The sequence below is a fragment of the Lentzea californiensis genome (assembly GCF_024648825.1).
Classification (GTDB): Bacteria; Actinomycetota; Actinomycetes; order Mycobacteriales; family Pseudonocardiaceae; genus Lentzea; species Lentzea californiensis.
Window position 1 is genome coordinate 94,186 of sequence record NZ_JANBBE010000015.1, and the last position, 25,360, is coordinate 119,545.

A 25,360-nucleotide genomic window follows, 5' to 3' on the forward strand; every position below is an offset into this window, starting at 1 on the left:
CTCCTGTCACCCCGCCATGACGGTGCCGACGGACACGAACTGGTAGCCCGCGTTCCTCAGCCCCGAGACGGTCTGCTGCAGGTACCCGGTACCGAGGTACGGGTGGTAGAAGAAGCTCGCGACACCATCATCGACCACCTTGAGCTGGTTCGCCGTCTTGACCAGGTCGGACGGCAGGCGAGCCGGGTGGTTGTTGAACGGCTCGGGCTCGACGTTGCCCACCGCCTCCGGCGCCACGATCGAGCCGTAGACGTCGCGGACCAGGTACGGGAAGTACTGGCCGTAGATCTTGTCGTACTGCGGTGTGCCGGTGCCGCACGCGCCACCGGGGCAGTACCCGGCGAAGTACAGGCCGCGGTCGTAGCGCTTGCCGAAGTTCTGCTGGATGACCTGGTAGTCCACGGCGGACGCGGCGTAGTGCGGCGGCTCGAAGATGGCGGGCTTCGGGAAACCGGCCTGCGCGAGCGCGGTCGTCGCCGAGTTGATCCGGCCCTGCATCCACGCCGCCGAGTCACCGGGGACCGGGCCGTCGTAGATCACGCTGTCGTTCTCGTTGACGTGGGCCGTGTAGAACTCGAAGTCGTTGCCGCTGCGGCCGTCGTACGGGTTGACCAGCTTCCCGAACTGGTGCGTGTAGCCGTGCATCAGGATCGTGCCACCGCGCTGTGTCATGTACTGCAGTGCCTTGATGACCTGCGGCTTCTGCGCCAGGTTCGCCGCCTCCGGCACGCCGTTGTTGTCGGCGCCCAGCGGGTTCTCGAAGCGCGGGTAGACCGCGATGGTGAACGGCACGTTCTGCGACTTCAGGTAGTCGGCGATCGCGCGCAGCTCGTTCGGGTCGGCGTCGGGGCCGACGTCCTCGATGCGCACGAGGGCCCGCTTGCGATCGGCCATGGCCGGGTTCGAGACCTTGCTGATCAGGTCCGCCGCGGCCAGGTAGCGGTCGCCGTGGTCGACGTAGCTGAACGGGACCTCGCCGATGTAGGTCAGGTTCTTGGCCTTGGTGGCCCAGTTGATCGGGCCCGCGGCCGAACCGGTGGCGACGGCAGGCGCCGACGCGATCACCGGGTCGGTGATCGAGGTGATCATCAGACCGGACGGCGTCGCGAGCGGGTTGCGGCCCAGGTCGGTGTTCTCGTACCGGACGGTGGTCGCCGCACCGGTGTCGTACTGCACCCAGTTCCAGCCGTACGTGGCCTGGAAGCCCGGCGCACGGGCGGTGAGCTGCCAGATGTTGTGCGCCATCCACAGCACCGGCTTGCTGCCCGCGAGCACGTCGTCGAGGAACGCCACCGGGAGCGGCTCGTCGTAGGTCGAGCCGATGTAGATCACGCCGGTGTAGCCGGACATCTCGCCGGCGGCGTACGAGCCGACCGGGTGCATGACGTACGCGCTGCCGTGCGACGCGAGGTTGCCCGCCTGCACCGCGTAGGCCTCGCCCAGCCACGCCCAGGGACCCGTGTTGTCGTAGAGGACCAGCGTCTTCTGCGACGCCTTCGCGCCGGGTGCCCCTCCGCCGTTCGTGCCGGCCGCGACGGCCTGCGCGGAGGCCAGTCCGAGCGTCCCCAGAGCGGTCGAGACGACACCGGGCTGCGTGGTGCGCTTGGTGATGCGCGTGCTGGTCGTGGACGGCTTCGTGGTCGTCAGGGGCGGCGCGGGCAGCGCGTTCTCGACGAGCTCACCGACTCCGTCCAGCTCGAGCGAGAGGGGCGCGGCCTGGACGGCGGGCGCGGGCACCATCGCGACCGCGAGCGCAACCCCGGCAGCGACCTTGAGCAGTCGGCTTCTCATGCCACATCAACCTCTCCGGACATGCGCACGGTCGCGCTGCCCGCGTAAGGAGCGAACTCGGCGGGTCGCTGCTGTTGCAGGCCCAGCAGCCAGGCCAGGGCCTGTTCGGTGCGCACGGACGCGAGGCCGTCGCCGAACGGGTTGCCGTCGGCGGTCATTGCCTCGCGTGCCGAGGGACTGTCGAGCAGGTGGAACGTCAGCGCCGTGATGCGCTCGCGGTCGGTGCCGACGAGCACGGCACAGCCCGAGTTGACGGCCTCCATGCGTTCGGTCGCGTCCCGCAACACCAGCGCCGGGACACCGAACGACGGCGCCTCCTCCTGGATGCCGCCCGAGTCGGACAGCACCAGCGTGCACTGCGCGAGCAGCCGGGCCATCTGCGCGTACGGCAGCGGATCGGTGATCGTGACGCGGGCGACGCCGCCCAGCACGTCCACCACCTGCTCGCGCACAGCGGGGTTCGGGTGTGCGGGCAGCACGACCTCGACGTCGGGCCGTTCCCGCACGATGTCCGCCACGGCGTGCAACACCTGGTCGAGGGGCTCACCCCACGACTCGCGGCGGTGCGCGGTGACCAGCACGAGACGCGACTGTCCGCCGTGGACCCGGTTCTCGAGCTCCTGGAGGCGGTTGTCGCCGTAGGGCGCACGGCGGGCGGCGACGTCGAGCACGGCGTCCACCACGGTGTTGCCGATGGTCAGGACGTTGTTGCCCTGCAACGCCTCCGCGGCGAGGTGTGCGGCCGAGTCGGCGGTCGGCGTGAGGTGCAGTGACGCGAGCTGGCCGACCATCTTGCGGTTCCCCTCCTCGGGGAACGGCGAGGTGAGGTCGTGCGAGCGCAGCCCGGCTTCCAGGTGCACGACGGGGATCTGCTGCCAGAACGCGGCGAGCGCGCCCGCCAGCGTCGTCGTCGTGTCGCCCTGCACGAGCACCGCCCCCGGCGCGCGTTCGGTGAACAGCCGGTCGAGCTCCTCGATCAGCTGACCGGTCAGCTCGGCCTGGCCGCCCGTGACGCGGTTCAGCTTGAGTCTGACGTCGGCCGTGAAGCCGAACGACTCCAGCGCCTGGTCGACCATCTCCGGGTGCTGCCCGGAGTTCACGAGCACGGGCCGGATGCGGCCGCAAGCGAACATCGCGGCGGCCACGGGGGCCATCTTCACGGCTTCCGGGCGCGTTCCCGCGACCAGGAAAACCTCGGGAACCTCGCCCCGGTAGAACTGCCGAGGGCCGGGCACCAGGGCACTTAGTCCCATCTTCTACCTCTTTGTACGTCCAGGCACGCGCGGCGAAGCGTGCGCCATCATCGCGGTGGTAGAGCACCGCTGACAATCAATCGGTACCCCGTCTCGCGGGGGTACCGCCACATCGGTGATCGACTTTTCGAACCTCGCGTAACGAATGTCTATTCGTCCCCGATATGGCCGGTTGACGCCTTACTCGGCTAGCCCTAGTCTCGCGACGAACACCTGCTCCTGGACTTGCTGTCTGGTATCTCGCACCAGCCCAGCGCTTCGTTACCAGGAGCCAGAATGACTCAACTTCACCTCTCGTCCGTTGTTGTTGTTCCTGCAACTGCTTTTGTGAGCAGGTTTGTGTCATGACGGACACGACACAATTCGCGGCGTTCATGCTCGTCCTGCTGGTGTTTTGGCCCAGTTACAACCTGGCGCTCGCACTCTTTGTCTGGTGGCGCCCGAAACCGGGTGGACCGGACATTCCCTCACGGCATCCGTTGCAGTACTGGATCATCATTCCGGCGTTGAACGAGGAACGTGTCGTGGCGAACACCGTGCGTTCCGCACTCGCTTTGGACGGGGCGCGCACACCGGTTCAGGTCGTCGTCGTCGACGACGGCTCGGACGACGGCACCCCGCGCGTGCTGGCCGAGATCGACGACCACCGGCTGCACGTGCTCAGACGCAACCCGCCGGAAGCCCGCAAGGGCAAAGGCGAAGCGCTGAACCACGCCTTCGCCTACATCCGCGACATCGCGGAGGAGGCCGGCACGGTCCACCGCACGATCGTCGGCGTGATCGACGGCGACGGCCGCGGCGAGCCCGGCATGCTGTCCGAGATCTCCGCGTACTTCACGCACCGCGCCGTCGGTGCCGTGCAGTGCCGTGTCCGGATCCACAACCGCACCAACCTGCTGGCGTTCCTGCAGGACCTGGAGTTCAGCTGCGTCGTGGACGCCTCGCAGTCGTTGCGGGACGTCGTCGGCACGGTCGGACTCGGTGGCAACGGCCAGTTCGTGCGCCTCAGGACGTTGATGGGGCTGGGTGAGGCGCCGTGGTCGGCGTGCCTGGTCGAGGACCTGGAACTGGGGCTGCGCGTGCACCTGACCGGCCAGCGCGTCCGGTACGCCACGCACGCGACGATCACCCAGCAGGGCCTGGTCGACGTGCACCGGCTGCTGCGGCAGCGCACCCGGTGGGGGCAGGGCAACCTGCAGTGCCTCGGGTACGTGCCGAAGCTGATCAGGGCCAAGCACGTGGGTTCCGTCGCGCTGATGGAGTTCCTGCAGTACCTGCTGACGCCGTGGCTGGTCGCGCCGATGACGTTGCTCGTCACCGCGCTGGTGGGCGTCAACTTCTACGCGCAGTTCACCGGTCTGGAGATCGCCGGCTTCACCGCGAGCGGCTCGAACACCCTGCTGGCGCTGGGGATCTGGCTGGTCGCGCTGCTCCTGCCCGGACTGATCTGGGGCCTGGTGCACCGGCTCAAGCACGGCGACGAACCGTTGTGGAGATGCCTGCTCGTCAGCCTCGTCTATCCGCTGTTCCTGATCCTGGGCTCGGTGTCGACGTTGCGCGCGCTGTACCGGCACTTCGCCGGGCGCAACACGTGGGCCAAGACGGAACGCCTGGCGGAGAGGGAAGCTCCGGCGGCGAAGCCGGTGCCGAAGATCGCCTAGAAGGTGCCGGGGTGGGCGCGTCTGCGCCGGGCCGCGTAGACACCCGCCTCGGTGCGGCGGTCGAAGCCGAGCTTGTGCAGGAGCGACGACACGTAGTTCTTGACGGTCTTCTCGGCGAGGAACAGGCGGTTCGCGATCTGCCGGTTCGTCATGCCCTCGGCGATGAGGTCGAGGATGCGGCGTTCCTGCGGACTCAGCGCGGCGTAGCGCGGGTCTTCCTCGGGCCCGCCGCGGAGCCGTTGCAGAACGGTGGCCGTGACGCCGGCGTGCAGGAGCGACCCGCCCGCGGCGAGGGTGCGGACGGCGGCCACGAGATCGTTGCCCGACACCTCTTTCAGCATGTAGCCGGACGCGCCGGCCATGATCGCGCCGAACAGCGCCTCGTCGTCCGAATAGGACGTGAGCATCAGGCACGCGGGCGGAGGCTGCACGAGACTCCTGATCTCCCGGCACACCGTGACGCCGTCGCCGTCGGGCAACCGCACGTCGATGATCGCGACGTCGGGTCTGAGCCGCGTCGCCTGCGCGATCGCGGCCGTGGCGCTGTCCGCCTGGCCGACGACCTTGATGTCGTCCGCCTGCGCCAGCAACTGCACGAGCCCGCGCCGCACGATCTCGTGGTCGTCCACGAGCAGCACCGCTATCGCCATCTCGCCTCCTGCAGCACCAGTGGGACGAACCAGGTGATGCTCACCCCCGCGCCGGGGATCGAGTCGACCGCGCAGTCGCCGTGGTGACGCCGCGCCCGAGCCGCCATGTTCGCCAGTCCACCGGCGTGGTGGGGCACACCGCCTGAATCGTCAGCCAACGGCAAGCCTCTGCCGTCGTCCTTGACCATGAGTTCAAGACTCGTCACGGTGCGATCGACGCTCACGGCTACAGCTACGTGCTTTGCTCTCGCGTGACGCACCACGTTCGTTAGCGCTTCCCGGAGCGTGGCGAGCAGATCGGGTCGAACCTGGTCCGGCACAACGCTGTCCAACGGCCCTTCGAGCGACACGTCCGGCTCGAACCCGAGCAGTTGCGCGGACTCGTGCACCGCGTTGAGCAACTGGCCGCGCAGGCTCGTGCCCCCGGACGGCGGTTCCTGCAGGGAGAAGATGGTGCGGCGGATCTCGCGGATCGTGTGGTCGACCTCCTCCACGAACCCGCTGATCCGCTCGACGACCTGAGGCTTGCTCGTCCCGGTCAGCCCTTGCAGCCCGAGCCCGAGCCCGAACAGCCGCTGGATGACCAGGTCGTGCAGGTCCCGCGCGATGCGGTCGCGATCCTCCAGCACCGCGAGCCGCTCGGTGTCACCCCGCGCCCGCGTGAACTCCAGCACCAGCGCGGCCTGCGCGGCGAAGGCCTCGATGAGCTCGGGGTCGTCGAAGCTGGGCTCACCAGGCGGCCGCGCGACGATGAGGACACCGATCGTCCGTTCCCCGACCCTGAGCGGCACGATCGCGGACGCCCCCGGCACCGCGGCCAGCCTGCCCTCGTCGTGGCACTCCCCCTGGCCCGACCCGAAGACCCGGTAGGTGGCGGTGCCCTCCTTCGGCACCCGCACGCCCTCCGCGTCGTACCGACCGCCGTCGGTCACCTCGATGACGAGCTCACCGTTCTGGTCGGGAAGCACCACCGCCGCGAAGTCGGCGTTCGCCGTCCTGCGCGCCGTCCGCGCCACGAGGTAGAGCGCGTCACGGCCGTTCGTGCCCATCAGCAGGTCAGTGGTCACCTCGGCGGCGGCCCGGAGCCACACCTCACGCTTGCGCGCCTGTTCATAGCGGTCCAAGTGGCCAACAGCGCTCCCTGCGGCCGTCGACAGCGCGGAGAGGATGTAGCGGTCCTGGGCGGTGAACTCCGGCTTGCCCGCGAGGAAGAGGTTGCCGAACGTCTCGTCGTGCACCTTGATCGGCGCCCCCAGGAAGTCCGCTACGCCGATCGAGCGCGGATCACCGGACGTGATCTGGACCTGCCCGTCGTGATGACTGCCGAACTCGGTGAGCTCCTTGTGACCGTTGATCACCGCCAACGCGCCGTAAGGGGCCTCGATCAGCTCGCAGGCGGATTCGACGACGTGACGAAGCAGCTCGGGCAGGGTGTCGTCTTCGGCGAACGACAGCACGACATCCAGCACCCGCTGTTCCGTGCTCACGTTGACGCCCACGGCTTCACCCCTTTTGGGGGATAGAAGTGACACCGCACGAACGACTGAGGGTAACTCCCCAGCGTAGTCAAGGGGGAGACCATCACTGCCAACAGTGAACTTTGGGACTACTGAGAGTAGAGGTGCGTCTTGGTTGACTCAGAAGCGTGACGGACGGGGGTCGGCTCGCGTGGGCGGGCGGTTGCTCAGTGCAGGCCGACGGTGAAGCCCTCGTCGATCACTCCGCGGTAGATCTGCGGGGCGAACGTCCGCAGTCCGTGGTCGATCGGCCCGATGAACCCGGCCGAGTCGCCCAGCGGCAGCCGGTAGCCGTTCTGCACCCGGTGGAACTCCCACAGGGGTTCCATCGTCGGGTGCGCGGGCCGGAACTGCTGCGGGTCGCGCGGGTGCAGGTCGACGCGCACCAGGGTTCGGGGCACCAGGGCGTCGGCGAGCTGAACGGCGCGTTCCTGGGTCCGGGAGATCGAGATCGCGCCCAGTTCCTGCCAGGCCACCGCCCACGGCATGCTCTGCGGGTCGTCGAGGCGGATGCCCTGCTGCTCGATGACGAGTTTGCGGGGGCGGGAGATGGTCTTCCACTTGACGACGGCCATGACGCCGATGCCGGTGAACGCGATGCCGATGACGGCCGCGATGCTGCCGCCCACCGGTTCGCCGTCCACGAAGGCGGTGACGGCACCCACCAGGGCGAGGACGCCCAGGATTCCGGCTACCGAGCCGCCGATCAGCACCTTGCGGGTGTCGCTCTTGCCGAGGTCGACGATGACGGGTGGAGGTGCTCCCCAAGCGGTCATGGCCGCAGATTACCGCTGATCAACAGCTCGGCCGCGGCGAACGGGTCCAGTTCGCCGGAAACCACGCGCTTCGCGAGCTGGTCGACCGGGCCGAAGCGGGTGCGGACCCGGTCCACGGCGATCGCCTCGATCTCGGCGCCCGCCCTGCGGAGGCGGCGTTCCTGGAGTTCGCCGTGCGCCGCCATCCACGACTGGTGTTCGGCGATCGCCTCGACGACGCGGTCGAGGCCCTCCATGCGGGCGGCCACCGTTTTCACGACCGGTGGGCGCCAGACCGGGCCGGAGCGGTCGCGGCGGCCCAGGGAGATCATGTACTTGAGGTCGCGCGCTGTCTGGTCTGCGCCGTCGCGGTCGGCCTTGTTGACGACGAAGACGTCCGCGATCTCCAGGATGCCCGCCTTCGCGGCCTGGATGCCGTCGCCCATGCCCGGTGCCAGCAGCACGATGGTCGTGTCGGCGAGGGCGACGATCTCCACCTCGGACTGACCGACGCCGACCGTCTCCACGAGGACCACGTCGAAGCCGGCGGCGTCGAGCACGCGCAACGCCTGCGGGGTGGCCCAGGACAGGCCGCCGAGGTGGCCACGGGTGGCCATCGAGCGGATGAAGACGCCGGGATCGGTGGCGTGGTCGCCCATGCGCACGCGATCTCCCAGCAGGGCGCCGCCGGAGAACGGGCTGGACGGGTCGACGGCGATCACGGCCACGCGCTTGCCCTCGGCGCGGAAGGCGCGCACGAGGGCGTTGGTGGAGGTCGACTTGCCCACGCCGGGGGCGCCGGTCAGGCCGATGACCTGGGCGTTGCCGGTGTGCGGGGCGAGTGCCGCAGCCACCTCCGGGAGGGCCGAGCTCGCCTGTTCCACCAGCGAGATCAGCCTGGCGACCGCGCGCGGCTCGCCGTCACGCGCGCGGTCGACCAGTCCTGCTACGTCAACAGCTGTGGCCACGGCCGAGGACACTAGGCCTTGGCGGGCACGCGGATGATCAGGGCGTCACCCTGACCACCACCACCGCACAGCGCCGCGGCGCCCACGCCGCCGCCTCGGCGCTGCAGCTCGAGCGCGAGGTGCAGGGCGATGCGGGCACCGGACATGCCGATCGGGTGGCCCAGCGCGATGGCGCCGCCGTTGACGTTGACCTTGTCCTCGGAGATCCCGAGCTGACGGGACGAGACGATGCCGACCGCCGCGAACGCCTCGTTGATCTCGATCAGGTCGAGGTCGGCGGGGTCGATGCCCTCCTTGGCGCACGCGGCCTTGATCGCGTTGGACGGCTGTTCGTGCAGCGAGGCGTCGGGACCCGCGACGACGCCGTGGGCGCCGATCTCCGCGATCCACTCCAGGCCCAGTTCCTCGGCCTTCGCCTTGCTCATCACGACCACGGCGGCCGCACCGTCGGAGATCTGCGACGCCGAGCCCGCGGTGATGGTGCCGTCCGCGGCGAACGCCGGGCGCAGCTTGCCGAGCGAGTCGGCGGTCGTGTCGGCGCGGACGCCCTCGTCCGTGCTGAACAGGACCGGGTCGCCCTTGCGCTGCGGGATCGCGACCGGCGCGATCTCGGCGTCGAACACGCCGTTCCCGGCGGCCTTCGCGGCGAGCTGGTGCGACCGCGCGGAGAACGCGTCCTGCTCCTCCCGCGTGACGCCGTAGCGCTCGTTGTACTTCTCGGTCGAGACGCCCATCGCGACCTGGTCGAACGCGCAGAACAGACCGTCGTGCGCCATGTGGTCCTGCAGCGTCACGTCGCCGTACTTGAACCCGCCGCGCGACTTCGGCAGCAGGTGCGGCGCCTGCGTCATCGACTCCTGGCCACCGGCCACGACGACGTCGAACTCGCCGGCGCGGATCAGCTGGTCGGCCAGCGCGATCGCGTCGATGCCGGACAGGCACACCTTGTTGATGGTCAGCGCGGGCACGCTCATCGGGATGCCCGCGGCCACAGCGGCCTGGCGGGCGGGAATCTGACCCGCGCCGGCGGTGAGCACCTGACCCATGATCACGTACTGCACCTGCTCGGGGGCCACGCCCGCGCGCTCCAGCGCCGCCTTGATCGCGACGCCACCCAGCTGGGCGCCCGAGAAGTCCTTGAGCGATCCCAGCAGTCGGCCCATCGGGGTACGCGCACCGGCGACGATCACGGAACCGGACACAACTGCCTCCATTGGAAGAGCGAACGGTCGTTAACTAGGCACCATACCTGGGGCTACTGGGCGGTAATCGTGTGAGACCTCGCACATGAGCACCTGCACCGATCAGGTGGATACCCTTCCCCGCTATGAACGCAGACCTCGCTCGATTCGTGACCGCGATCGACCACGTGGGCATCGCCGTGCCCGACCTCGACGCCGCCATCGCGTTCTACCGCGACAACTTCGGCCTCGAAGTCGCTCACGAGGAAGTCAACGAGGAGCAGGGCGTGCGCGAGGCCATGCTGCACGCGCCCGGCGACCACGCGGGCACCGCGATCCAGCTGCTGGCCCCGCTGAACGAGGCCTCGACGATCGCCAAGTTCATCGGCCGCTCCGGCCCCGGCCTGCAGCAGCTCGCCTACCGGGTGTCCGATGTGGACGTCGCGGCGGACGCGCTGCGGGCGAAGGGCCTGCGCCTGCTCTACGACGCGGCCAAGCGCGGCACGGCCGGCAGCCGGGTCAACTTCGTGCACCCGAAGGACGCGGGCGGCGTGCTCATCGAACTGGTCGAGCCCGCGAAGCACTAGCGGCGAACGCCTGTTCGCGTCCGCAGGGCGCACGCCCCTCGATCACTCCGACGCCCGGTGGACATTTCGGGTGGGATCCCTCACACGCGTGATTCTGAATCGGTTACTGGTGAGTAACCTCCGGCAACCTGCGACTATCCCTCAATCGGGAAGGAATGCCGCCGTGCAGAAGATCCTTGACGCGATCCTGGCCGATGAGCTGGGCGCGATCGGTTCCTTGGACGTTCCGGACAGCTATCGGGGCGTGACGGTGCACGCGGACGAGGCCGACATGTTCTCGGGCCTCGAGACGCGGGACAAGGACCCGCGCAAGTCGCTGCACGTCGACGAAGTCGCCACGCCGGAGCTCGGTCCGGGCGAGGCGCTGGTCGCCGTCATGGCGTCCGCGATCAACTACAACACCGTGTGGACCTCGATCTTCGAGCCGGTGTCCACGTTCGGCTTCCTGCGCAAGCTGGGCGGCCGCCACGACCTGCCGTACCACGTCGTGGGATCGGACCTGGCCGGCGTTGTCGTGCGCACCGGTCCCGGTGTCACCGCGTGGAAGCCGGGCGACCGCGTCGTGGCGCACTGCCTGGACGTGCCGCTGGAGGCACCGGACGGCCACAACGACACGATGCTCGACCCGCAGCAGCGGATCTGGGGCTTCGAGACGAACTTCGGTGGTCTCGCGGACCTCGCGCTGGTGAAGTCGAACCAGCTGATGCCGATGCCGAAGCACCTCACGTGGGAAGAGGCGGCGTCACCGGGTCTGGTGAACTCCACCGCGTACCGCCAGCTCGTGTCGACCAACGGTGCGAACATGAAGCAGGGCGACACCGTGCTGATCTGGGGTGCGTCCGGCGGCCTGGGCTCGTACGCCACGCAGTTCGCGCTGAACGGTGGCGCCACGCCCATCTGCGTCGTCTCCTCGCCGGAGAAGGCGGAGATCGTTCGTTCCATGGGCGCCGAACTGATCATCGATCGTTCCGCCGAGGGCTACAAGTTCTGGAAGAACGAGCACGAGCAGGACCCGCGCGAGTGGAAGCGGTTCGGCGCTCGCATCCGTGAGCTGACCGGCGGCGAGGACCCGGACATCGTGTTCGAGCACCCCGGCCGCGAGACGTTCGGCGCGTCGGTGTTCGTGGCGCGCAAGGGCGGCAAGATCGTCACGTGCGCGTCGACCTCCGGGTACATGCACCAGTACGACAACCGTTACCTGTGGATGAACCTGAAGAGCATCATCTCCTCGCACTTCGCGAACTACCGCGAGGCGTGGGAGGCGAACCGGTTGATCGCAAAGGGAAAGATCCACCCGACGGTGTCCAAGGTGTACTCAATGGACGAAACGGGCCAGGCCGCGCACGACGTGCACCGCAACGCGCACCAGGGCAAGGTCGGCGTGCTCTGCCTTGCGCCGGAAGAAGGTCTTGGTGTGCTGGATCACGAACTGCGCGCGAAGCACCTCACAGCTATCAATCGATTCCGGGGTGTGTGACCTTCTGGGGTTACCCGAACGGGTAGCGTGAGGGGCATGGGCCTCGCCGACGACCGTGACCTCGTCCCACTGGGATCCGGCTTCGACATCGTCAAGCGCGGTTACGACCGCGCTCAGGTCGAGGATCATCTCGAACGCCTCGACTCGGACCTGCGGCTGCTCGCCGCGGACCGCGATGCCGCCGTCTCCCAGACGTCCGACCTGGCGCGCCAGCTGGAAGCCGCACGCTCGGAGATCACCGAGATGCGCAACCAGGTGGAGCGCCTGTCGCTGCCGCCGACGACGCTGGAGGGGCTCTCCGAGCGCCTCCAGCGCATGCTGCGGCTGGCCCAGGACGAGGCCAACGAGATCAAGGCCCGCGCCGAAGCGGAAGGCGGGCACATCCGCGCCAAGGCGGAAGCCGACGCGGGTGTGCTGCGCCAGCGCTACGAAACGCTGATCGCCGAACTGGACGAACGCCGCGCGGCCATGGAGGCCGAGCACAAGAACGTGCTGGAAACCGCGCGCAACGAGGCCGAGAAGATCGTCTCCGAGGCCGAGAGCGCCGCACGCAAGATCGCCGACGAGTCCGAGCAGCGCCGCGTGACCGTCGAAGAGGACTTCGAGATCGCGATGGCCGCCCGCCGCTCCGAGGCGATGGCGACGCTGGCAGCCCAGGAAGCCGCCTCCAAGAACGAAGCTGACCGCCGCATGCGCGAGGCGGCTGAGGAAGCCGCCCGCGTCCGCGCCGCGATCACACAGGAACAGACCACCTCGAAGGCCGACGCCGAACGCCGCGTCCGCGAGGCCACCGAAGAGGCCAACCGCCGCCGCCACGCCGCGGTCACCGAGGCCACCGCGCGCATCCAGGAAGCGACCGACGAGTCGAACCGCCGCGTCCGCGAGGCCACCGAGGAAGCCAACCGCCGCACCACCGCCGCCGCCCAGCGCGTGGAACAGCTCCGCAACCTGCGCAACCGCCTGTCGCACCAGCTCCACAACGTGCGGACGGCGCTGCAGGACGTCGTGCCGCTGCTCGACCCGGTGGAAGAGGAGAAGCCGGCCGCGCCCGCTCCCGCGCCGCAGGGTCCGGGTACTCCGGCACAGGGCTCCGGCGCCCCGTCTCAGGGGCCTAGCGCTCCGGCTCAGGGTCAGAGTGCCCCGGCGCAGGGTTCCGGTGCCCAGGCACCGAGTGCTCCCGCGCAGGGTTCAGGTGCTCCGGCACAGGTTGCGGGTGCTCCGGCGCAGGCTGGTGCCGCGAAGGGTTCGGGTTCTCCGGCCCAGCCCGCCCAGCCCCAGCCCGCCCAGGCCCCGGCTCCCGCGAAGCAGGCCTCTCCTGCTCAGCAGGCCGCGCCCGCCGCGCCGAACAAGCCGGCTCAGGCTCCCCAGCAGAAGACACCGCAGCCCAAGGCACCGCAGCCGAAGGCGCCCCAGGCCCAGTCATCTCAGGTCGACGGCCCCACGGCGCAGCTCGCACGTCCGCAGACCGCCAAGAAGTCCTGACGCCACAAGCTCGCGCGGCAGCCGGCCAGAGACTCCTGCCGTCGCGAGCCCACCCGCGCGCAGCCGGCTGAAAATCTTCGCGCCGCAAGCTCACGCAGGGGTCCCCCGCCTAGGGGGACCCCTGATTTCAATCATCCCATCCGGCACCGACAATTTCGGGTTCGCGCAGGTCAGACCACGACCTCGTGGACCGCCGGCATCGGCATCGCACGCCAGAACGCCCGATCCACAGCACGTCCCGACGCGATCAACGCACGCGTCAGGAACGTCCCGTGCGACCCCACCAGCACAGTCACGTCCGGGTACTCCACGGCCATGCGCGCCAACGCTTTCCCGGCCCGCGACGTCAGCGCGTCGAGGCTCTCCCCCGCCCCGTGCACGGATCCCGGCTGAGCCCAGCTGTGGCGTACCGGGCCTCCCAGTCCGCACTCGGCAGCAGTCCCGACTCCCACTCCCGCAGCTCGGGCCACGTCGTCACCGCGAGCCCCAGCGCGTCGGCGGCCGGCGTGACGGTCTGCACCGCGCGCAGCTGCGGGCTCGACAGCACCGCGGCGGGCTCGTACGCGGCAAGGCGCCCGGCCAACGACTTCGCCGCCTCCACGCCCGCGGGCGTCAGCGGGCGCCGGTCGTCGTCGGGCACGCCGAAGCGCGGCGGCACGGACTGCGTGTGGCGCACCAATACGATTCGCGTCGTCACAACACACCATCTTGGGGGAACAGGATGTTCGTGAAACCGCTGGGCACAGAGGGTGCCGAGCTCAGGCCGCTGGAACCGTGGCAGGCCGAGGAGTTCTTCGCGCACATGGAGCGCGGCCGGGAGTTCATCGGGCAGCACATCGGGTTCGCGGACAAGGCGAAGGACCTGGAGAGCACGCGCGAGCTCCTGCAGGGCTACGCGGACAAGGCGGCGGCCGACACCGGGCGGATCTTCGGGATCTGGCTGGACGACAAGCTGGTCGGCGGCGTGCTGCTGCGCGTGATGGACGTCCCGCAGGGCCGCGCCGAGGTCGGGTGCTGGCTGGAGCCCGCCGCGACCGGCAAGGGGCTGGTCACGCGGGCGGCGACGATCCTGATCGACTGGGTGGTTCGCGAACGCGGCGTGCATCGGGTTGAGTGGCTGGTGTCGTCGGCGAACGCGCCCAGCATCGCGGTCGCGCGGCGGCTCGGGATGAGCAGGGACGGCGTGCTGCGCTCGTACTTCCTGCACCGCGGGGTTCGTCAGGACGTCGAGGTGTGGTCGGTGCTGGCGCCGGAGTGGGAGAGCTGATGGACGACCTGGTGCTGCTGCACGCCTTTCCGCTCGACGCGCGGATGTGGGACGTGCCGGGCGCGCTGACGCCGTCGTTGCGCGGAAACGGTGAACCCGATCTCGACACCGTCGCCGCCCAGGTGCTCGGCGTGCTCGACGAGCGGAAGCTGGGCAGCGTCGTGCTCGGCGGCTGCTCGATGGGCGGCTACGTGGCGATGGCGTTGCTCAGGCGTGCGCCGGAGCGGGTCAAGGGCCTGGTCTTCGTCGACACCAAGCACACCGCGGACGCTCCGGACGCAGCCGCGAACCGGCACGCGATGGCGGACCGCGTCGAACGCGAGGGCGTCGGCGAGTGGCTGGCGGACGCGATGCTGCCGAACCTGCTCGGCCCGGACGCCTCGGACACGGCGCGGGCGGCGGTGCGCACCATGATCCTCGATCAGCAGGCCGAGGACGTGGCGTGGTGGCAGCGTGCGATGGCGAAGCGGCCGGACTCGACGAACGTGCTGGAGTCGCTGAACGTCCCGTCCCTGGTGCTCGTGGGCGAACACGACAAGCTCACGCCGCCCGACGTGGCCGCGAAGCTCGCCGTGACGCTGATGCACTCCACGAGCGAACGCATCGAGGGCGCGGGCCACCTGCCGCCCGTCGAGCAGCCGGAAGAGTTCCGCTTCCGGCTCGAACGGTGGCGTGCGCAGGTCGGGGTCTAGCAGCTACCAGCGGCGCGCGGCCGGCCAGCGCCGGCCGCGCGAGTCCCAGCACGCCTGGTGCCAGTGGCGGCGTTCCTCCACCGAGCCCGTCTCCTGGGCGGGCCACGCCACGACGTGTGCGACGCCGGGGCGGATCTCGTGGTCGCAGCCGGGGCAGCGGTAGGTCTTCTGCGCCTGCGCGCCCGAGATGGCGCGGACCAGCCAGTCCCCGTCCGGACCCGACTCGGTGCGCGCCCAGCCGACACCACCACCGAGGGGTCGGGGGTCGTGTGGCTTGGGGCTGTTGCGACGTGGCACGACAACACGTTAACCGCTCGTAGAATCAGGGCGTGCCGACCTACGAGTTCCGTTGCCGAACCTGCGACGACGCCTTCGACGTGCAGCGCCCGATGAGCGAGTCGTCCTCGCCGGCGAGCTGTCCCGAGGGCCATCCCGACACGGTGAAGCTGCTGTCCATGGCCGGTATCGGCGGCACGCAGCAGGCCGCGCCCGGTGGTGGCGGCGGTGGGTGCTGCGGCGGAGGTTGCTGCAGCTAGCGCCGGATCTTGAAGAGGTAGACCACGCTGGCGACGAGCAGTGCCGCGGCGAGGGGAACGTGCAGCGCCGTGAGGTGGAAGAGGCCGCTGAAGACCTGAGCGGTGATCAGCGCCAGGAAGCCGGCCGCGAACCAGATGGGCTGAGGTGAGCCGCCGCCCGGCCGCCACGCGAGAACCGCGGCGACGACGTGGACGACCGTGACGACCCACAACGTGTACGAGCCGGCGCTGTGCAGGACGTGCCCGTACGGGAGGGTCATCATCAACCCCGCGGTGACGGACTGGAGGAAGACGGCTCCGGTCTGCAGCACGACGGTGGCGTGCAGAAGCTTGAAGTTGGCGGGTCTTGCCGTGGTCTGCGTGGTCATGACAGTCCGACGACGCAGCATCCGGAAATGTGAGGCGGGGGACCTTGGCTGATCCTGGTGTGCACGCGATCGTGAGCGAACAGCGGCACCTGCTGAACCTCGCCTACCGCCTGCTGGGTTCGCTGGCCGACGCCGAGGACGTGCTGCAGGAGACCTACGCGCGGTGGTACGCGCTGTCACCGGACCAGCGGGACACCATCGAGTCCCCGGGAGCGTGGCTGACGAGGGTCGCCGGCCGCATCTGCCTGGACGTGCTGGGGTCGGCCAGGGCCAGGCGGGAGCGCTACGTCGGTGAGTGGATTCCGGAGCCTCTCCCGGACCGGGAGGAATGGGGCGGCGGGCCCGATCCGGCGGACCGCGTCACCCTCGACGAGTCGGTCACCATGGCGTTCCTGGTGGTGCTGGAGCAGATGACTCCGGCGGAACGGGTCAGCTTCGTGCTGCACGACGTCTACCGGTTCCCGTTCGCGGAGGTCGCGGACATCGTCGGCAGGAGCCCCGCGGCGTGCCGGCAACTGGCCACGTCCGCGCGACGGCGGATTCGCGCGTCGCGGCGCGACGAGATCCCGGCCGCGCGGCAGGCGGACGTGGTGCGAGATTTCAAACAAGCCTGGGAAGCGCAGGACATCCAGGCCCTGATCGCCCTACTGGACCCGGCCGCCATCATGATCGCCGACGGCGGCGGCCAGGTCGGCACGGTGCTGAAGCCGGTGGCAGGCCGCGAGCAGATCGCCCGCTACGTCATCGGCATCGCGAAGATCGCGCCGGATCTGACGATCCTCGCCAGGACGGTCAACGGCAGGCCGGGCCTGGTGGCGACTCGTGACGATGTCGCGGTGACGGTGGCGGCCTTCGAGGTGGAGAACGACCAGATCACCAGGATCTGGGCGATGCGGAACCCGGAGAAGCTGAAGCCGTGGCGCACTGCGGGACAGGACCAGGACTAGGCGGTCTCGCGGTCGATCATGACCTCGGCGATCTTGCGGCCCTGCTCGCAGACGTCGCCGAACTTGCCGCTCGAGTCGATGACGATGATGCCGAGCCCGCCACCGTTGTAGGGCAGGGCGAGCACGCACGACGGTTCGACGTCCTGCTCGCCCGAGCGGTCGAGGTACGCGATCTTGTGGTCCTTCACGTCCCACTCGCCGGTGGTGCGCTCGATCTTGATCTGCTTGCTGTCGCGATACCGCAGGGAGACACCGACTTCGACGCCGTCGATCTTCGTCGTCCAGCGGCACGACTCCTCGAACGTCGAGTCGTAGTTGATCTGCGTGGGCGGCGTTTCGGCCTTGGCACCGGGGTAGGGCAGGTCCGTCCACTTCAGCTTGGCGCAGTTGGGCGTGATCTCGCCGTCGATCGGCGCGCTCTCCGGGTCCTCGGACTCACTGGGCTCGGTGCTCGGGTCCGTGGACCCTTCCTCGCCGAACGGTGAGGTCACGTCGAGAGGGGCCTGCGCGACCGGACTGCCCTCGACGATCGCACGCGCACAGCCGGACGCGAGCACGAGGACAGCCAACAGGAGCACCAGTCGCCGCATGGCTCCCACCATGCCAGACGCGACATGGTGCCCCTGTGAGCGGCTCACGAGTAGTCGCGGAACCCCTTGCCCGTCTTGCGACCGAGACGACCGGCCGTGACCAGGTGCTCCAGCAACGGCGCCGGCGCGAAACCGGGCTCGCGGAACTCGTTGTAGAGCGTGCGCTGGATGGCCAGCGACACGTCCAGACCCACGACGTCGAGCAGCGCGAACGGTCCCATCGGCAGGCCACAGCCGACCTTCATCGCGTTGTCGATGTCGTCGGCCTCCGCGTAGTGGGCCTCCAGCATCCTCACCGCGTCGTTCAGGTACGGGAAGAGCAGCGCGTTGACGATGAAGCCGGCCACGTCGCCGCAGTGCACCGGGTGCTTGCCGAGGTCGAGGCAGATCTTGCGGGCCGTCGCGACCACGTCGGCGCCCGTGGAGATCGTCTCCACGACCTCCACCAGCTTCATGACCTGCGCGGGGTTGAAGAAGTGCAGGCCCACGACGTCCGCCGGCCTGCCGGTGGCCGCCGCGATCTCGATGACCGGCAGCGACGACGTGGTCGTCGCGAGCACCGCGCCGGGCTTGCACACCTCGTCGAGCGCCGCGAAGACCTCCTTCTTGATCCCGATCTCCTCGGCCACCGCCTCGACGACCAGGTCGCAGTCCGCCAGTTCCACGAACTCCACGGCGGGCGAGATGCGGCCGAGCACCGCGTCGCGGTCCTGTTCGGTCAGCTTGCCCTTGCTGACCGCGCGGTCGAGCGACTTGCGCACCGCGCCGATCGCCTTCTCCGCCTTGTCCAGACCGCGCGCCCGCAACACCACGTCGTACCCGCGCTTGGCGAACACCTCGGCGATGCCCGTGGCCATCGTGCCGGTACCGATGACACCGACCCGCTGGACCTCACGCGCCTGCGTAGCACTGTCCACTTCGGACGGTGTGTGCACGTCCTTCACGACAACCGGCGAATCGGGCCCGTCGTAGGTGTAGAAACCGCGCCCGGTCTTCCTGCCGAGCAGCCCGGCCGTGATCATCTGCTTCAGCAGCGGCGCCGGCGAGTGCAACCGGTTGCGCGACTGGTGGTACATCGTGTCGAGGATCTCGTACGCGGTGTCGAGACCGATGAGGTCCAGCAGCGCCAACGGTCCCATCGGGTAACCGCACCCGTACCGCATGGCGGCGTCGAGGTCCTCGCGCGTCGCGTACTTGGACTCCAGCATCTTGACGGCGTGGTTCAGGTACGGGAAGAGGAGGGCGTTCGCGATGAAGCCCGCCCGGTCCCCGATCACGACCGGTGACTTGCCCAGCCGCTCGGTGAACGCGACCACGTCGGTGATCACGTCCGGCTCCGTGACGACCGTGCGCACGACCTCGACCAGCTTGAGGACCTGCGTGGGGTTGAAGAAGTGCAGACCCACGACCTTGCCGGGCCTCTTCGTGACGACGCCGATCTCGGTGATCGACAGCGACGACGTGTTGGACGCGATGATCGCCTCGGGCTTCAGGACCTCGTCGAGCTCCTTGAAGATCCGCGACTTGAGCTCGATGCTCTCCGGCACCGCCTCGACGACGAGGTCGCAGTCCGCGAGGCTGCTCAGGTCGAGGCTCGTGGTGACCCTGCCGTGCAGCGCCGCACTCTCGTCCGCGGTGAGCTTCTCGCGCTTCACGGCCCGCTGCGTCGAGTGCTCGAGGTGCCCGAGACCGCGCTCGACGCCGGCGGCGTCGACTTCCACCACCTTCACCGCGAGCCCGGTGCGCGCGAGTACCTCCACAATGCCCGCGCCCATGGTTCCGAAGCCGACGACTCCGACGGTGTTGATTTCGCGCGCCACTGCAGACCTCCCTGCCGGGGTAAATCGTGGGCTACCAAGGAGTAACTTGCGGGCGACTATGCCACTCCCAGCGCCGGCGGGCGTCGTGAGCTTCGCCATCGGGATCGAAACAGTTATCGGTCTAGCGAACGCCCGCGGCCGGACTTTTGCCTGATGAACCCATGTGGGGGAACGGGGGCTTGCGCTATCTGAGGGGTGGCGGGCTGGTCGGGCTGCGTTGGGGGCGGAGGGCCGGACGCGCGGTGTGAGGGGCGGAGCTGCGAGGGGACCGCAGCGGGTAGGGCCTCGGCCGCGCGGGCTCGGGAGGTCAGGGCGCGGGAGTGTGGAGCGCAGAAGGGCGGGGGCGGAAGGTCGGGCGCGGCAAAGCGGGCTGCAAGAGGGCGGTGGCGGGGGCGAGTAGTGGGCGGGGAGGCGGGGGCCTGGAGGCGGGGCTTCGCCGACGCGGGCCCGCGAGGGTCGGTGGCCTCGGCGAGACTGGATCGCGACAAACCGAGGCGGCATGCCTCGAGCTGAGGTGGCCTGCGGACTGAGGCGGCCGAATCGCGGTGCCCGATGTGGCGAGCCGGCCACCCCAATGTGCGCTGCGCATCTGGGACGGCAGCGGCTATCCGCAGCTTCGTCGCGCGACTGCGGCATCGCGACAGCAACTTGCCACGCGGCAGCCTCCCGCCGCGCAAACTCCCCACGACGCCACCGGCCACAGTCAAGCCGCCAACGACCGCGCGGCCTGATCGTCACGCCCGCGTCCGGCGTGCGGTGTCAGTCGTCGAACCCCCTCTTCGCCAGCTCCTCGATGCGCCGCACCGCCTCCTCCGCGTCCTTGCCCGTCGCGACGACGGTGATCGACTTGCCGCCTGGCGCGCTCAGGCCCATCAGGGCCAGCACGCTTGCCGCGTTCGCCTCCTCGGCGCCGTAGCGGACCACCACGTCGGCGTCGAGTTCTGCGACGGTGCGGGCCAGCAGGGCCGCCGGGCGGGCGTGAAGGCCCACCGCGTTGGTCAGCAGCACTTCGGCCGAGACGGCGTCCGGCACCAGGTGCAGTGCTGGACGGGTGGGTGCGGACACCGGGGCCTCGCCCGAGGCGCCCTCGGCTGCGCTCGCCACGTCGGGCAGCGGGGCTCCTCCCTGGGCGGCTACGGCTGCCGCTACCGCGCCTTCCACCAAGGGGGCGTCCACCACGGCGTAGCGGGAGGGGTCGTCCGCTGACTCGACGGCCATTTCCGCAGTCATCTTGGCGCTGCCCAGGTCGTAGAGCACGACCACGCCCGCACCCGCGTCCGCGTCGGCCAGTGCTTCGACCACCGCGCCGTAGTCGGTGCCCAGGCCGCCTTCCTCGGTGCCGCCCACCGGGAGCACCACGACGTCCGGGGCCATCTGCAAGGCCAGTTCCGCCACTCCGTTGGCCAGCATGGCGCTGTGCGAGACGACCACCAGGCCCACTCGGCTCACCGACGCCGCCGCCGTCATGCCTTGGCCGCCGCGTCCGCGAAGGCGCGCAACAGCAACGCCGTCGACCTCGCGCCCGGATCCATGTGGCCGGCGCTGCGCTCACCGAGGTAGGAGGCGCGGCCCTTGCGCGCCACCATGGGCACGGTCGAGGAAGCGCCTTCTTCCGCTGCGTCGGCGGCTGCGGAGAGGGTGGCGGCCACCGTGCCTTCCGCGGACGCCGCAGCCGTCACGGCCGGGGTGAGGGCGTCGACCATCGTCTTGTCGCCCACCACGGCCTTGCCGCGGGCGAACACGCCTTCGAGCGCGGCCTGCAGGGCTCGGGCCACCGTGTCGCGGTCCAGCTCCGCCGCGTCGCCCACCGCGGCCGACGCGCGCAGGAAAGCGGTGCCGTACAACGGGCCTGCCGCACCGCCGACCGTCGAGATCAACGTCGTGGCGACCAGCTTCAGCACCTTGCCGGGTGTGTCGGGCGGCTCGGTGTCCAAACGGGACAGCACGGCGGTGAAGCCGCGCTTCATGTTCTCGCCGTGGTCGGCGTCGCCGATCGCCTGGTCCAGGCGCACCAGTTCGTCGCGGTGGTCCTGGACGACGGCCGCGGCGGCACGCACGGCCGCCACGACGTCCGCTGCCGTGCAACCCACCTCAGACTCCCCACCGCAGCGCGGGCGTGTGGACCGGCGCGTCCCACAGCTCGACCATCTCGTCGTCGAGGCGGAGCAGCGTGAGACTCATGCCCTGCATCTCCAGGCTCGTGATGTACGGACCGACCAGCCGCCGTTCCACCGTGATCCCCCGATCAGCCAGCAACTGCTCGGCGATGCCGTGCGCCAGGTACAGCTCGAGCAGAGGTGTCCCGCCCATCCCGTTCGTGAAGAGCAGCACCCGGTCACCTGACGCGAACGGCAGGTCTTCCAGGATCGGCTCGAGCAACGCCGAGACCATCTCCGCGGCGGTACCGGCGTGCACCTTCTGCCGGCCCGGTTCGCCGTGGATGCCGACGCCGAGCTCCATCTCGTCGTCGGCCAGCTCGAACGACGGCGAACCCACGTGCGGCACCGTGCACGCGGTCAGCGCGAGGCCCATCGACCGCACCGACGCGATCACGCGCAACGACAGCGCTTCACAAGCAGCCAGGTCGGCACCGCGCTCAGCGGCCGCGCCCACGATCTTCTCCAGCAGCACCGTGCCGCCGACGCCGCGACGCCCGGCCGTGTACAGCGAGTCCTTCACCGCCACGTCGTCGTCGATCACGACGGACCTGACCTCCGACTCCGCGAGCTCGGCGGCCATCTCGAAGTTCAGCACGTCGCCGGTGTAGTTCTTCACGATCAGCAACGCGCCCGCGCCACCGTCCGTCCGCGACACGGCGTCGACCACTTGGTCCGACGTCGGCGACGTGAACACCGGGCCAGGACAGGCCGCGTCGAGCATGCCGCGCCCGACGAACCCGCCGTGCAACGGTTCGTGGCCCGACCCTCCACCCGAGATGATCGCGACCTTGCCCCGCACCGGCGCGTCGGCGCGCACGACGACGGCTGGGTCGTAGTGCACGGTCAGCAGGTCGGAATGGGCTGCCTGCATTCCCCGCAGTGCGTCCTGCACCACGGTTTCCGGATCATTGATGATCTTCTTCATCGAACAGCCCTCCCGAGAAGTCGGTGCCGTGTTCCTTCTTACTCCGGGGGTCTGACACTCGGAACTGGCAAAGGACCCGCGTACCGTTAGGCCGCCCTAAGAAATGCAGGTCAACATCACGTTCCGTAGTGGAGGAACAACGTCGTGTCGAAGAGAGCAGCGCTGCTCGTCGCAGTCGCCCTGACCCTGACCGCCTGCTCCAGCACGCCGGACAAGCCGACCGTCGCCCAAGGTGGCGAGGACTTCGGCAAGGCGTACGAACTGAGCGGCGGTTTCGGCACGACGCAGAAGCGCGGCGAGTTCCCCCGCACGATCAAGCACGCGATGGGTGAGACCAAGCTCGAGAAGAAACCCGAACGGGTGATCGTGCTCGACACCGGCGAGCTCGACAACGTCGTCGCACTGGGCATCAAGCCGGTCGGCATCGCCTACACCGACGGCTCGCCCACCATGCCGTCCTACATCGGCGACAAGGGCGGCACACCGGAGAACGTCGGCACGACCAACAACCTCAACCTCGAAGCGATCACCAAGCTGAACCCGGACCTCATCCTGGGCTCGCAGCTGCGCGCGGAGGCCCTCTACCCGAAGCTCGCGGCGATCGCACCGACTGTGTTCAGCGTGCGCCCCGGCTACGTGTGGAAGGAGAACTTCCTGCTCAACGCGGCCGCGCTCGACCGCCAGGCCGACGCCGCGAAGATGCTCGAGGACTACACGAAGAAGGCCACCGAGACCGGTGACGCCATCGAGAAGAAGCTCGGCGTGCGCCCGACGGTGACGGCCCTGCGCTTCATGCCGGGCCGCATCCGCCTCTACGCCAAGAAGTCGTTCATCGGCACGATCCTGATCGACGCCAAGATCGGCCAGCCGACCTCGTCCCAGGTGGACGACCTGGCCGCCGAGGTCAGCGCGGAGCAGATCAGCAAGGCCGACGGCGACTTCATCCTCTACTCCACCTACGGCGACCCGGCCAAGACCGCGCAGGCGTCGGTGCTCGGCGGCCCGTTGTGGACCGGCCTGAACGCCGTCAAGGCGGGCAAGGCCAAGCCGGTCCTCGACGAGACCTACTTCCTCGGCCTCGGCGTGCTCGCCGCGGACGTCGTCCTGGACGACATGAAGAAGCAGCTCGGCCTCTGACAGACCGGAGCGGATGCTCTTCGGCGCCTCAGCGGCCGAAGAGCGTCCGCGCCAGGCGCAACATCTGCTTGCCCGCCATGGACGGCCTGTCGAACGTCGCCATGTTGATCAGCGACTTGAACTTCAGCTTCGTCACGGCCTTGGCGTAGGCGAACTCGCGCAGCCCGTCCTCACCGTGGATGCGCCCGAACCCGGAGTCGCCGACACCACCGAACGGCAGCCCGGGAATGGCCGCGTAGGTCAGCACGGAGTTGACCGACACCATTCCGACCCGCAGCTCGGCGGCCAGTTCCTCACCACGCGACTTCGAGAACACGGCGGCGCCCAGCCCGTACTTCGACTGGTTCGCGAGCCGCACGCCCTCCAGCGCGTTCGGCACCCGGTTGATCACCACGGTCGGCCCGAAGGTCTCCTCCGTGACCGCCAGCGAGTCCTCCGGCACGTCGACCAGCACCACCGGCTCGACGTACGGCGGCCTGATCGAGTCCGGCCCGCCCACCAGCGCCTTGCCGCCGCGGTCCAGCGCGTCCTGCACGTGCTCGCGGATGATCTCCACCTGCGACGGCATCGTGATCGGCCCGAGGTTCGCGTTCGGCTCGCCGCCCGGCTTGAGCTTCTTCGCCCGCTTCACCACGATCTCGGTGAACTCGTCGGCGACCTCTTCGGCCACGTAGATCCGTTCCACGCCCGCGCAGGTCTGGCCGGCGTTGGACACCGCTCCCCAGATCGCGGCCTCGGCGGCGGCGTTCAGGTCGGCGTCCGAGTCGACGATCAGCGCGTCCTTGCCACCGCACTCGACCAGCACCGGCGTCAGCGACGCCGCGGCCGCGGCCATGACCTTCTTGCCGGTCCGGGTGGACCCCGTGAACGCGATCTTGTCGACACCCGAGGCGACCAGTGCCGCGCCCGTCTCGCCGAAGCCCGTGACGACCTGGAACACCGGGTACTCCGGCACGGCCTCGGTGAACGTCGACGCGAGGAACGTGCCGACGCCCGGCGTGAACTCCGACGGCTTGAACACCACGGTGTTGCCCGCGGAGAGCGCGTACGAGATGGAACCCATCGGCGTGTGCGCGGGGTAGTTCCACGGTCCGATGACGCCGATGACGCCCAACGGCCGGTACTCCAGCGTCGCGCTGTGGTTGAACATCAGCATGCCCGAGGACACCCGGCGCTTGCCCAGCACACGACCGGCTTGCCGCGAGGCCCAGTGCAGGTGGTCCATCACCAGCGCGACCTCCACGCGGGAGTCGTCCGCGGGCTTGCCCGTCTCCGAGCTGATCAACGCGATGAACTCGTCCGAGCGCTGCGAGAGGATCCTGCGCCACGCGTCGAGCTTGGTCTTGCGGCCCTCGAAGCCGAGGCCCGCCCACCACGCGGCGGCCTCGCGCGCCGAGGACACGGCGTCCTCGACCTCGGCGGCCGTGTGGATCGGGTGGTGCGCCACGACCTCACCGGTGCGCGGGTCCAGCGATGCGAACCGCCGCTGCTCGCCATCGGCCGACAGCGCGCTGTCCGAAGCGGTCTGCGTCATGAGGACTCCTCCCGGTACTCGCCAGTAACTTCGACACTAACGCGTACTCGGGGAACTTTCAGC

Annotated in this window: 26 protein-coding genes; 9 read left to right on the plus strand and 17 right to left on the minus strand. The window is 69.5% G+C overall.

The features are described from left to right. Positions 1–6: 6 nt before the first annotated feature. A complete protein-coding gene (locus tag LX88_RS37730) occupies positions 7–1,791 on the minus strand; it encodes a DUF2334 domain-containing protein (protein ID WP_258952551.1) in 1,785 nt (594 codons plus the stop codon). Then, the gene (gene wecB, locus LX88_RS37735) at positions 1,788–3,044 is read right to left on the minus strand and encodes a non-hydrolyzing UDP-N-acetylglucosamine 2-epimerase (RefSeq protein ID WP_258952552.1); all 1,257 of its coding nucleotides are present in this window, start codon (positions 3,042–3,044) and stop codon (positions 1,788–1,790) included. Before wecB ends, LX88_RS37730 begins: the two co-directional genes overlap by 4 nt. Positions 3,045–3,418: 374 nt before the next feature. On the opposite strand from wecB, the gene LX88_RS37740 reads away from it, so the two are divergent. Beyond that, positions 3,419–4,705: a glycosyltransferase family 2 protein gene (locus tag LX88_RS37740; protein WP_307791868.1), complete on the plus strand. Its 1,287-nt coding sequence runs from the start codon at positions 3,419–3,421 to the stop codon at positions 4,703–4,705. On the opposite strand, the gene LX88_RS37745 is transcribed toward LX88_RS37740, so the two are convergent. From LX88_RS37745 to LX88_RS37765, 5 genes are all read right to left on the minus strand, one after another. Next, positions 4,702–5,355: a response regulator gene (locus LX88_RS37745; RefSeq protein WP_090066581.1), complete on the minus strand. Its 654-nt coding sequence runs from the start codon at positions 5,353–5,355 to the stop codon at positions 4,702–4,704. The two genes, LX88_RS37740 and LX88_RS37745, sit on opposite strands and share 4 nt — an antisense overlap. Then, positions 5,346–6,854 carry a GAF domain-containing sensor histidine kinase gene (locus tag LX88_RS37750; RefSeq protein WP_258952554.1) on the minus strand — a complete coding sequence of 503 codons (1,509 nt, stop codon included), beginning with the start codon at positions 6,852–6,854 and terminating at the stop codon, positions 5,346–5,348. The genes LX88_RS37745 and LX88_RS37750 overlap by 10 nt, the downstream gene beginning before the upstream one ends. A gap of 185 nt (positions 6,855–7,039) precedes the next feature. Further along, positions 7,040–7,648 (minus strand): hypothetical protein, encoded by a 609-nt coding sequence (locus tag LX88_RS37755; protein WP_258952555.1) that lies wholly within the window; start codon positions 7,646–7,648, stop codon positions 7,040–7,042. Continuing rightward, positions 7,645–8,595, minus strand: a complete 951-nt coding sequence (meaB, locus tag LX88_RS37760; RefSeq protein ID WP_258952556.1) for a methylmalonyl Co-A mutase-associated GTPase MeaB — start codon at positions 8,593–8,595, stop codon at positions 7,645–7,647. The genes LX88_RS37755 and meaB overlap by 4 nt, the downstream gene beginning before the upstream one ends. A gap of 11 nt (positions 8,596–8,606) precedes the next feature. Further along, positions 8,607–9,797: an acetyl-CoA C-acetyltransferase gene (locus LX88_RS37765; RefSeq protein ID WP_090066584.1), complete on the minus strand. Its 1,191-nt coding sequence runs from the start codon at positions 9,795–9,797 to the stop codon at positions 8,607–8,609. A gap of 125 nt (positions 9,798–9,922) precedes the next feature. On the opposite strand from LX88_RS37765, the gene mce reads away from it, so the two are divergent. The 3 genes from mce (at position 9,923) to LX88_RS37780 (ending at position 13,322) form a co-directional block, all read left to right on the plus strand. After that, complete coding sequence (mce, locus tag LX88_RS37770) at positions 9,923–10,363, plus strand: methylmalonyl-CoA epimerase (protein ID WP_258952557.1); 441 nt, start codon at positions 9,923–9,925, stop codon at positions 10,361–10,363. Between the two features lie 163 nt (positions 10,364–10,526). After that, positions 10,527–11,840 (plus strand): crotonyl-CoA carboxylase/reductase, encoded by a 1,314-nt coding sequence (gene ccrA, locus LX88_RS37775; protein WP_258952558.1) that lies wholly within the window; start codon positions 10,527–10,529, stop codon positions 11,838–11,840. A 36-nt stretch (positions 11,841–11,876) separates the two neighbouring features. Next, complete coding sequence (locus LX88_RS37780) at positions 11,877–13,322, plus strand: chromosome segregation protein (protein WP_307791849.1); 1,446 nt, start codon at positions 11,877–11,879, stop codon at positions 13,320–13,322. 170 nt (positions 13,323–13,492) lie between these two features. Here the strand turns inward: LX88_RS37780 and LX88_RS37785 are convergent, their stop codons facing one another. Then, entirely contained in the window at positions 13,493–13,702 is a 210-nt protein-coding gene (locus tag LX88_RS37785) for a histidine phosphatase family protein (protein ID WP_258952559.1), read from the minus strand. Then, positions 13,669–14,019: a histidine phosphatase family protein gene (locus LX88_RS37790; RefSeq protein WP_258952560.1), complete on the minus strand. Its 351-nt coding sequence runs from the start codon at positions 14,017–14,019 to the stop codon at positions 13,669–13,671. Before LX88_RS37790 ends, LX88_RS37785 begins: the two co-directional genes overlap by 34 nt. Positions 14,020–14,043: 24 nt before the next feature. On the opposite strand from LX88_RS37790, the gene LX88_RS37795 reads away from it, so the two are divergent. Both LX88_RS37795 and LX88_RS37800 read left to right on the plus strand, forming a co-directional pair. Further along, positions 14,044–14,589, plus strand: coding sequence for a GNAT family N-acetyltransferase (locus LX88_RS37795; protein ID WP_258952561.1), 546 nt, complete (start codon positions 14,044–14,046; stop codon positions 14,587–14,589). Then, entirely contained in the window at positions 14,589–15,281 is a 693-nt protein-coding gene (locus LX88_RS37800; protein WP_258952562.1) for an alpha/beta fold hydrolase, read from the plus strand. The genes LX88_RS37795 and LX88_RS37800 overlap by 1 nt, the downstream gene beginning before the upstream one ends. Before the next feature lie 3 nt (positions 15,282–15,284). On the opposite strand, the gene LX88_RS37805 is transcribed toward LX88_RS37800, so the two are convergent. Further along, on the minus strand, positions 15,285–15,578 hold the full coding sequence (locus LX88_RS37805) for an Rv1322 family protein (protein WP_090066589.1): 294 nt from the start codon (positions 15,576–15,578) through the stop codon (positions 15,285–15,287). Between the two features lie 32 nt (positions 15,579–15,610). On the opposite strand from LX88_RS37805, the gene LX88_RS37810 reads away from it, so the two are divergent. Further along, positions 15,611–15,817, plus strand: coding sequence for an FmdB family zinc ribbon protein (locus LX88_RS37810; RefSeq protein ID WP_258952563.1), 207 nt, complete (start codon positions 15,611–15,613; stop codon positions 15,815–15,817). Here the strand turns inward: LX88_RS37810 and LX88_RS37815 are convergent. Then, on the minus strand, positions 15,814–16,185 hold the full coding sequence (locus LX88_RS37815; RefSeq protein WP_258952564.1) for a hypothetical protein: 372 nt from the start codon (positions 16,183–16,185) through the stop codon (positions 15,814–15,816). The genes LX88_RS37810 and LX88_RS37815 overlap by 4 nt on opposite strands. A 44-nt stretch (positions 16,186–16,229) precedes the next feature. Here LX88_RS37815 and sigJ point away from each other — a divergent pair, with 44 nt between their 5' ends. After that, entirely contained in the window at positions 16,230–17,132 is a 903-nt protein-coding gene (gene sigJ, locus LX88_RS37820) for an RNA polymerase sigma factor SigJ (protein WP_258952565.1), read from the plus strand. Here sigJ and LX88_RS37825 read toward each other — a convergent pair. The 5 genes from LX88_RS37825 to dhaK form a co-directional block, all read right to left on the minus strand. Then, on the minus strand, positions 17,129–17,722 hold the full coding sequence (locus LX88_RS37825) for a DUF3558 family protein (protein ID WP_258952566.1): 594 nt from the start codon (positions 17,720–17,722) through the stop codon (positions 17,129–17,131). The genes sigJ and LX88_RS37825 overlap by 4 nt on opposite strands. 44 nt (positions 17,723–17,766) lie before the next feature. After that, on the minus strand, positions 17,767–19,542 hold the full coding sequence (locus LX88_RS37830; protein WP_258952567.1) for a 3-hydroxyacyl-CoA dehydrogenase family protein: 1,776 nt from the start codon (positions 19,540–19,542) through the stop codon (positions 17,767–17,769). 759 nt (positions 19,543–20,301) lie between these two features. Then, on the minus strand, positions 20,302–21,009 hold the full coding sequence (gene dhaM, locus LX88_RS37835; RefSeq protein ID WP_258952568.1) for a dihydroxyacetone kinase phosphoryl donor subunit DhaM: 708 nt from the start codon (positions 21,007–21,009) through the stop codon (positions 20,302–20,304). After that, positions 21,006–21,632 (minus strand): dihydroxyacetone kinase subunit DhaL, encoded by a 627-nt coding sequence (gene dhaL, locus LX88_RS37840; protein ID WP_258952569.1) that lies wholly within the window; start codon positions 21,630–21,632, stop codon positions 21,006–21,008. The genes dhaM and dhaL overlap by 4 nt, the downstream gene beginning before the upstream one ends. A 1-nt stretch (position 21,633) precedes the next feature. Beyond that, positions 21,634–22,626 carry a dihydroxyacetone kinase subunit DhaK gene (gene dhaK / locus LX88_RS37845; RefSeq protein WP_258952570.1) on the minus strand — a complete coding sequence of 331 codons (993 nt, stop codon included), beginning with the start codon at positions 22,624–22,626 and terminating at the stop codon, positions 21,634–21,636. Between the two features lie 144 nt (positions 22,627–22,770). Here dhaK and LX88_RS37850 point away from each other — a divergent pair, with 144 nt between their 5' ends. Next, positions 22,771–23,763 (plus strand): ABC transporter substrate-binding protein, encoded by a 993-nt coding sequence (locus tag LX88_RS37850; RefSeq protein ID WP_258952571.1) that lies wholly within the window; start codon positions 22,771–22,773, stop codon positions 23,761–23,763. Positions 23,764–23,791: 28 nt separating this feature from the next. Here LX88_RS37850 and LX88_RS37855 read toward each other — a convergent pair whose 3' ends face one another. After that, positions 23,792–25,297, minus strand: a complete 1,506-nt coding sequence (locus tag LX88_RS37855) for an aldehyde dehydrogenase family protein (protein ID WP_258952572.1) — start codon at positions 25,295–25,297, stop codon at positions 23,792–23,794. Positions 25,298–25,360: the final 63 nt, after the last annotated feature.

Coding starts and splice junctions, on each gene's coding strand:
- LX88_RS37730 (WP_258952551.1), bottom strand. CDS start 1,791: ATGAGAAGCCGACTGCTCAAGGTCGCTGCCGGGGTTGCGCTCGCGGTC.
- wecB (WP_258952552.1), bottom strand. CDS start 3,044: ATGGGACTAAGTGCCCTGGTGCCCGGCCCTCGGCAGTTCTACCGGGGC.
- LX88_RS37740 (WP_307791868.1), top strand. CDS start 3,419: ATGCTCGTCCTGCTGGTGTTTTGGCCCAGTTACAACCTGGCGCTCGCA.
- LX88_RS37745 (WP_090066581.1), bottom strand. CDS start 5,355: ATGGCGATAGCGGTGCTGCTCGTGGACGACCACGAGATCGTGCGGCGC.
- LX88_RS37755 (WP_258952555.1), bottom strand. CDS start 7,648: ATGACCGCTTGGGGAGCACCTCCACCCGTCATCGTCGACCTCGGCAAG.
- mce (WP_258952557.1), top strand. CDS start 9,923: ATGAACGCAGACCTCGCTCGATTCGTGACCGCGATCGACCACGTGGGC.
- LX88_RS37780 (WP_307791849.1), top strand. CDS start 11,877: ATGGGCCTCGCCGACGACCGTGACCTCGTCCCACTGGGATCCGGCTTC.
- LX88_RS37795 (WP_258952561.1), top strand. CDS start 14,044: ATGTTCGTGAAACCGCTGGGCACAGAGGGTGCCGAGCTCAGGCCGCTG.
- LX88_RS37800 (WP_258952562.1), top strand. CDS start 14,589: ATGGACGACCTGGTGCTGCTGCACGCCTTTCCGCTCGACGCGCGGATG.
- LX88_RS37815 (WP_258952564.1), bottom strand. CDS start 16,185: ATGACCACGCAGACCACGGCAAGACCCGCCAACTTCAAGCTTCTGCAC.
- LX88_RS37825 (WP_258952566.1), bottom strand. CDS start 17,722: ATGCGGCGACTGGTGCTCCTGTTGGCTGTCCTCGTGCTCGCGTCCGGC.
- dhaM (WP_258952568.1), bottom strand. CDS start 21,009: ATGACGGCGGCGGCGTCGGTGAGCCGAGTGGGCCTGGTGGTCGTCTCG.
- dhaK (WP_258952570.1), bottom strand. CDS start 22,626: ATGAAGAAGATCATCAATGATCCGGAAACCGTGGTGCAGGACGCACTG.
- LX88_RS37855 (WP_258952572.1), bottom strand. CDS start 25,297: ATGACGCAGACCGCTTCGGACAGCGCGCTGTCGGCCGATGGCGAGCAG.